Annotated in this window: 7 protein-coding genes; 4 read left to right on the forward strand and 3 right to left on the reverse strand. The window is 40.4% G+C overall.

The window, feature by feature from the left end; translation table 11 throughout:
• The first annotated feature begins 379 nt into the window (after window positions 1–379).
• The gene (locus PUQ00_RS31815) at window positions 380–757 is read left to right on the forward strand and encodes a hypothetical protein (protein WP_300423912.1); all 378 of its coding nucleotides are present in this window, start codon (window positions 380–382) and stop codon (window positions 755–757) included.
• Between the two features lie 116 nt (window positions 758–873).
• The gene (locus PUQ00_RS31820) at window positions 874–1,383 is read left to right on the forward strand and encodes a hypothetical protein (RefSeq protein WP_300423914.1); all 510 of its coding nucleotides are present in this window, start codon (window positions 874–876) and stop codon (window positions 1,381–1,383) included.
• 145 nt (window positions 1,384–1,528) lie between these two features.
• Here PUQ00_RS31820 and PUQ00_RS31825 read toward each other — a convergent pair whose 3' ends face one another.
• Window positions 1,529–1,699, reverse strand: coding sequence for a hypothetical protein (locus PUQ00_RS31825; protein ID WP_300423915.1), 171 nt, complete (start codon window positions 1,697–1,699; stop codon window positions 1,529–1,531).
• A 93-nt stretch (window positions 1,700–1,792) separates the two neighbouring features.
• Between PUQ00_RS31825 and PUQ00_RS31830 the strand changes: the two genes are divergently transcribed.
• A complete protein-coding gene (locus PUQ00_RS31830) occupies window positions 1,793–2,572 on the forward strand; it encodes a photosystem II S4 domain protein (RefSeq protein ID WP_300423916.1) in 780 nt (259 codons plus the stop codon).
• A gap of 292 nt (window positions 2,573–2,864) precedes the next feature.
• On the forward strand, window positions 2,865–4,061 hold the full coding sequence (locus tag PUQ00_RS31835) for a hypothetical protein (RefSeq protein ID WP_300423917.1): 1,197 nt from the start codon (window positions 2,865–2,867) through the stop codon (window positions 4,059–4,061).
• Window positions 4,062–4,423: 362 nt separating this feature from the next.
• On the opposite strand, the gene PUQ00_RS31840 is transcribed toward PUQ00_RS31835, so the two are convergent.
• Window positions 4,424–5,200: an SDR family oxidoreductase gene (locus PUQ00_RS31840; RefSeq protein ID WP_300423919.1), complete on the reverse strand. Its 777-nt coding sequence runs from the start codon at window positions 5,198–5,200 to the stop codon at window positions 4,424–4,426.
• A gap of 106 nt (window positions 5,201–5,306) precedes the next feature.
• Window positions 5,307–5,864, reverse strand: a complete 558-nt coding sequence (locus PUQ00_RS31845) for a hypothetical protein (RefSeq protein WP_300423920.1) — start codon at window positions 5,862–5,864, stop codon at window positions 5,307–5,309.
• Between the last annotated feature and the right edge of the window lie 461 nt (window positions 5,865–6,325).

The raw sequence follows: 6,325 nt of genomic DNA on the forward strand, positions 1-6,325 counted from the left end.
CCGATTATTCATCCACCAGTCGTACAGAATACCTTTCCTGTATTCTGACTCCTGACTCCTGAATTCTGTTCGATAAAATCAGTGCTATCAAACGTTGACCATCAGCATAAGTAGATTCGAGATTATACCCCCCAGTCTTATAATCTTTAAACATAGCCCGGAGGCAGAGCGTCTCCGGCTTTGCTCAATTCCACTCCCTAACTTAAATGCTTTAATGGCATCTTTTAGACTATCAAGGTTAGTTAATAAAAACCAGCCAGCAGGCTCAACAACTCCACGATATTTGCGCTTGTAATATCCGGCAAAATTAAATTTGGCAAGTTTTTGGGTCAAAATTGGACTAACATAACTGAGTGTTCGCTCGCCTTGTCAAACACTCATGACTAAAGTAACATCTCAAGAGATTGCACAGTTTCGCTCTCAATTAGCAGATGATAAGAGCGATATGGAAGCGCTGGATTTGATTGAAGACTGTGATGGAGATTTAGAAGATGCGGCGATGACGCTAGCTATCCGAGCCGGACAAGAACCAGAAAGAGCAAATTCCGAGTGGTTAGATGCCTTGGCTAGAAAATGGCGTGTGGTGATTTGCGAACAAGAATATCGGGAAGATTTGCTTAATACTTCACTTCAAAAGATGATGGAACATCTAAAAGCAATGCCGACGTTTCCGAAGATTTTAGCAACGCCAGTTTTGATATATGTACTCAAGCAAGGCGTGAACAATTTTTGTGAGCCACTAGATTCGCTAAAGTGATTAGCCCATGTAGATTTAACTTGTGCGCTTCTCTATCGCGGTTTGCAATTGATTCGACCAGGACTGATACGCTGTTAGTTAAGGCAAAACTTCTATTAAGACAAATTGTAAAATCAATGAATTACCTTGTTGCCGTATTACCAGACCGGATTCAAGCCGAAGCTGCTTACTTAGCTTTAGAAAAAGAAGGCATAAACAGTACTATCCTGGGGAGGGGGTATAAAACGGCTGACGAGTTTGGTTTAATTGACCCCAAAGACCAAGCTAAAAAGCAAGCACAACTGATGGCAACCTGGCTGATACCATTTGGTTTTTTTGCAGGTTTTACATTCAGCCTAATCACTGGTTTAGATACTTTTGCCTGGGCGGGTGAAGTTGGTAATCACATCGTTGGCGGACTGCTGGGTGCTGCTAGTGGTGCTATGGGTGGTGTAATCGTCGGTGGTGGAGTCGGTTTACTCGTAGGTAGTGGTGATGCTTTACCTTATCGGAACCGCTTGGATGCGGGTAAATACTTAGTTGCCGTTCAAGGTTCTGAAACTCTAACTCGGCAAGCAACCCGAATATTACGTCAGTTTGATCCAGAAAATATCCAAGGTTATGCTGACACAAATACCGTGTATTGAATGAATCATAGTTTACAGATCACGACACAGCGACTTGAGTTGCTTCCCTGTTCTTTGGAGGTGGCTGGAGCCGTCAGTTTAACGAATGGCGGCTCCACATTCTCTAGTAGTGGATTTTCTTCATGGTTATCTGATATACTCTCATTCAAACAGCACTCTGAGTAGATGGCGACTTTAATGGTATTTCATCAGTCTCGGCACTAAAAGCAACTGCGAGTTCAGGACTAGCGATCGCTACGGCGCTCTCATGCCATTCATGGATGATCGCGTCAATTATCTCCCATGCTGTAGGTTTGAGACAGGCAGTGCTGCTCATCTTGTAATCCCTCCGTGAATAATCGCTTTAAAAAGTTAGAATTAAGACAGTTATAGAGCTTAATTTTCAATTCATAACTCATAATTTTTAAGAATGTTGCCACGAGAAGAACTTTTAAAAGGTGTTGAAAATCGAGATAGTGTAGCTCGTGTAATTGATCAAGCGGAACAAGCCATCAAAACTTGGGAAGTGGTTTTGACTGATTTTCTGTCTCCCCCAGAATTGGCAGAAATTCAACGGGTGTTTAACCGATTAACAGAAGTGCAATTAGTGGCGTGGGGTGGATATCCGCAAGCTGAACGCCAAAAAATAGCGATCGCCCGTTCCGAACTTCCCTTAGATCAATCTCAAGTCAGCCTTGTCGCCGTGGAAATTGCTGGTAATTTCCTGTTTGATACCGCCTCTCACCGCGACTTTTTAGGCGCAATGTTGGGAACAGGAATTGTTCGTGAAAAGACGGGAGACATTATAGTTTTGGGAGAACGAGGGGCACAGGCGATTGTCGCACCAGAGTTAGTGGAATTTTTGTCAATCAGTCTGAAACAGGTGCGATCGGTTCCGGTGAAAACTCAGCAGATTGAGGTAACTGAATTAAAAGTTCGGGAACCCAAGAAAAAAGAATTAACTACTGTGGAAGCTTCTTTGCGATTAGATGCGATTGCATCTGCTGGTTTTGGTATGTCCCGCAGCAAAATGGTTGATTTCATTGATGCTGGTGATGTCCGCGTCAATTGGAAGGAAGTTACCCAAGCTAGTTCTCAAGTCAAATCAGGGGACTTAATCGCCATTCGCTCTAAAGGACGTTTAGAAGTTGGGGAAATAGCCGTAACTAAAAAAGACCGTTACCGAGTTCAATTAACAAGATATATCTAATAAGTGAAGAGTTAAGAGTGAGGATTTAAGAGTGAAAAGTTAGAAGTTGAAAATTCCCCACTTTTCTTAACTCCAAATTCCAAACCTCAAACTCCAAAATCCTAACTCCTAAACCGCGTCTATCTTGAAAACCATAGTTTTTTGGAATTAGGTTAAAGCTCAAAACTCAAGCCTGGATTTCTCACAAACTTAGAAAAAACGGGGGTGAAAACTGCTAATCTAAGGGAAGCTGAAAATCGGGGAGCCTGGAGATAAGTATGAGCAAGAAGCTAACGAGACAGCACGTTAGGTAGTGCAAAGGATTCATCAGCCACAAAGCCAGATTCAGCAAGAGTTTTTACCGCAACAGCAAGACCAATTGCAAATGACACCCGAGGGTATACTTATGGAGAGCCGACAACCTAAAAATCCTAGCAACAAAACATCTGCCGTCTCAAATACTTCAAGACCAGGAATATTTGAGCCGCGATCATTTGGAGTGCAGGGACAAACGGGAGAAAAGTCTCAGCAGCCTGATTTGAAGACTTCTTTGATGCGGACAGAAAAATATGGGCATCATCTTGATAGGATGCAACCACATGAAAATGTAGGTGAGTCAGTCGTACAGTGTACGAGAGGCAAAATACCGAAAGAGAAGAAAAAAAAAGTAAGAGTAGACCCCAAGACCAAGGATAAATTGGAACGGGCAGATCAAGCGATTGATTATACCAGAGAAAATTTACCTTATGGAGCAGGAAATCAACGTTTTGATATCAAAAATTCACGGGGAGAGAGTGCAGCCCGGACAGCAGAGGCAACAGAATTAGACACTCCCAGCTATCCGGAAGGACCGTGGGTGCAAGAGAGGGCAGCCAATGCGATGAGATGTGGAGCCGGAAATTGCGACGACATGGGAGCAGTAGCGCACTCTTTCTTGGGAAGCCCAGAATTGAATCCATCAATGAATCAACCAATAAATTATGTATCACAGGATAGCTTTAGTCATACTTACTCCATGATTGGAGACACAAAAGATAAAAATTCAGTGGTTGTAGATGCCTGGCCGAGGAGAAGACAAGCACATCTAAAAAAACACATGAATCCCGAATGGCAAACAGACCTTGATGCGTCTATAAAAAGAAATGCTAATAAAACACTTAAACAAGGAGGATTGCTTTACACGACACCTGCCGATGGAGAGGAGGGTTTTACAGAAAGAGCAACAAAAGCAATAGAAGAACCTGCTATATCCTTAACAGATCCGAAAGCAGGAGTCAAAAAAGCATTGGAGCTAAAACGACTCAACGAAACTCGACGAGATGAATATATTGAGGATGTAATTTCTCAACCAGGCATTTATTCCCAATCTAGCAGTACAAAAGATGGAAACAGGTATAAATATGTTTTAGATGATACATTGAATTCACCAGCAGATACAGAGTCAGACTCTTCAGCTGATAGTGATTCCACCTGGTCTACAGATACAGACGAAGAAGAGGTAGCAGCGTAAAGCGGGACACTTTAGGATGCCACTCGCCTAGCGGAAATGGCTGTAACATCGGCTTCATAAGTTGGAAAGCCCAAAACCTTTAAACCTAAACCTAGAACCCTTACCTGATTATAGCTCTGATTTTATGCGAACACTTGTGGCTGTGGTTACGTGAAGATTTTACTATCATACATGTTATCAATCTTCTAGAGAACTGATTGAACGGGTTCATTTATTTGAACAAGATATAATTCCAAACCCTCTGAAATTAGCGTAGGCCTAGGCCGCAGTAGGTATCGCTTGTGGGTAAAAAATCACCTTGAACCTAATGATGAAAAACTACGGGTTTAAACGTAGGCGAGGTTTAACTTGTAACTATATACTTAGGCTTTAAAATGTTTTGCTAATATACTCAGCAGAAGTTTACGTGGTACGAGCCGAGATAATTTGCTTCTAATTTGAGTGTTAGTATCAGAACTAATAACAGTTGGATACCCTTTTTCTAAAGCCTCTAAAGATTCCCAAACCACTTTTTCGCAAGAATACACTTTATCTGTACTGCTTGCCAGCGCTGGAGGAAAATTAGCTTCTGCAAAAAAGTTTGTTTCTATTGGCCCTGGACAAGTGACTAAAATACGGACACCATACTGACGATTTTCTGCCCATAATGCTTCACTAAAGCTGAGAATAAAAGCTTTACTAGCAGCATAAACAGAAAGGTATGGTATCGGTTGAAATGCGGTAATAGAAGATACATTAATAATACTTCCAGAGCGACGTTGCCGCATCAAGGGTAGAAATTTATGCGTTAAATCTACCAATGCCAAAATGTTTAATTGTACGATTTTAATTTGTCTTTCTCCATCCCCTTCAGCAAAGTCGCCATAGTAACCAAAACCAGCATTGTTGATTAATAAGTCAATGGTTAATCCCTTTGCTTTTGTAGTATCAAATACAGCAGATGCTGCATTAGGTTCTGTGAGGTCTTTTACTATAACGTCTACTTGAATTTTGTGCTGTTCTTGTAGTTGTTTAGCTAATTGGCTTAGTTTCTCTTCAGAACGAGCAACGAGTACAAGATTTGTCTTGCGTGCAGCTAGTTCATGGGCAAAAGCTTTACCAATACCACTAGATGCACCAGTAATTAAAGCAGTTGGCATTCTACATATTAAGATAGTTTTTAAGCACCATTAAAATCTTAGCTATGCTGGCTATAATTTTTAACTACCCAAAGTGATATACCCAAAAGAGTAATTGAATTGCCAATTACCATTTTTCAGACCAATAGATAATTTCTGAGGCTGAACTATTAATTGCGACACCGTAGCTATCTCCATGATTCCACTTGAAGCCATGTCTACCTTTGTCTTCTGCATTTAATACCAATATTTCATAAGTAGGTGGAAAAGATTCCGTATGAGAGTCACTGGTGTAGAAAAAAGTTGTCGGCACACCATTAGGCTGGTTTATGTGGTCGTTTGTGTTACCACCCATATATTTGTGCTTTGCACTATTTTTGTATTGTGACAGTAATTTTTCTATTTTTTTTGGTGGCTCTTTCAGTCTAATTTGAAAAAAACTACCTGCTGGCAAAAATTCGGGAGAGTAAGCAATGTGAACGTCTTTGGCATCAGTGGGAATCTCATTAGGAAAATGCTTTACTTGGTCATTATCAGACCATAGTTGATTACGAATTTCTTTGTAGCGTGATGTATCAGTTATTATTTTAGGTTCGCTAGTATTGCTAAAAGTTGTTTTCAGAAAAAAGCTTCCCCCGACAATACTAAGGCTAGCAAGGGCTAATAGAAATTGCGATCGCTTCATTAAGTTGGGTGTATCTAACTTTCATAGTTATATATCCAACTAATAAACTAAATTGGTACTATTGCGGATATAGCATCAGAGATATTAACAGAAACTTTGTGTATTTAGGGGAAATTCCGGGTAATTGTAAAATTATTGCGAAGTTAGTCAATGATTACCTAGTCAAAAACCGCAGTTATCCTCATTGAGACTAGTACTACCGTTGTACCTAATGAAATCAATTCCAGAGTCATCCATTTTTTTTAAATTCTTCCTGATAAAGCAATAACTAAGGCGGATATATAAATAGTAGATGCACCTTAATTAAATCATAGCCCTCAACTTTTAGTTGAAGGCTTTTTTATTGCTGATTTTTTTTAATGCCTGAACAAAATAACTTTGTACACAAGTTAAATCTTCCCGGATATATAGGACTCCTATTTGATTTCTGAACAAGACTAAGAGAGAATACGGAGAGGTTT

It is taken from the genome of Nostoc sp. S13 (genome assembly GCF_029379315.1).
GTDB lineage: Bacteria > Cyanobacteriota > Cyanobacteriia > Cyanobacteriales > Nostocaceae > Nostoc.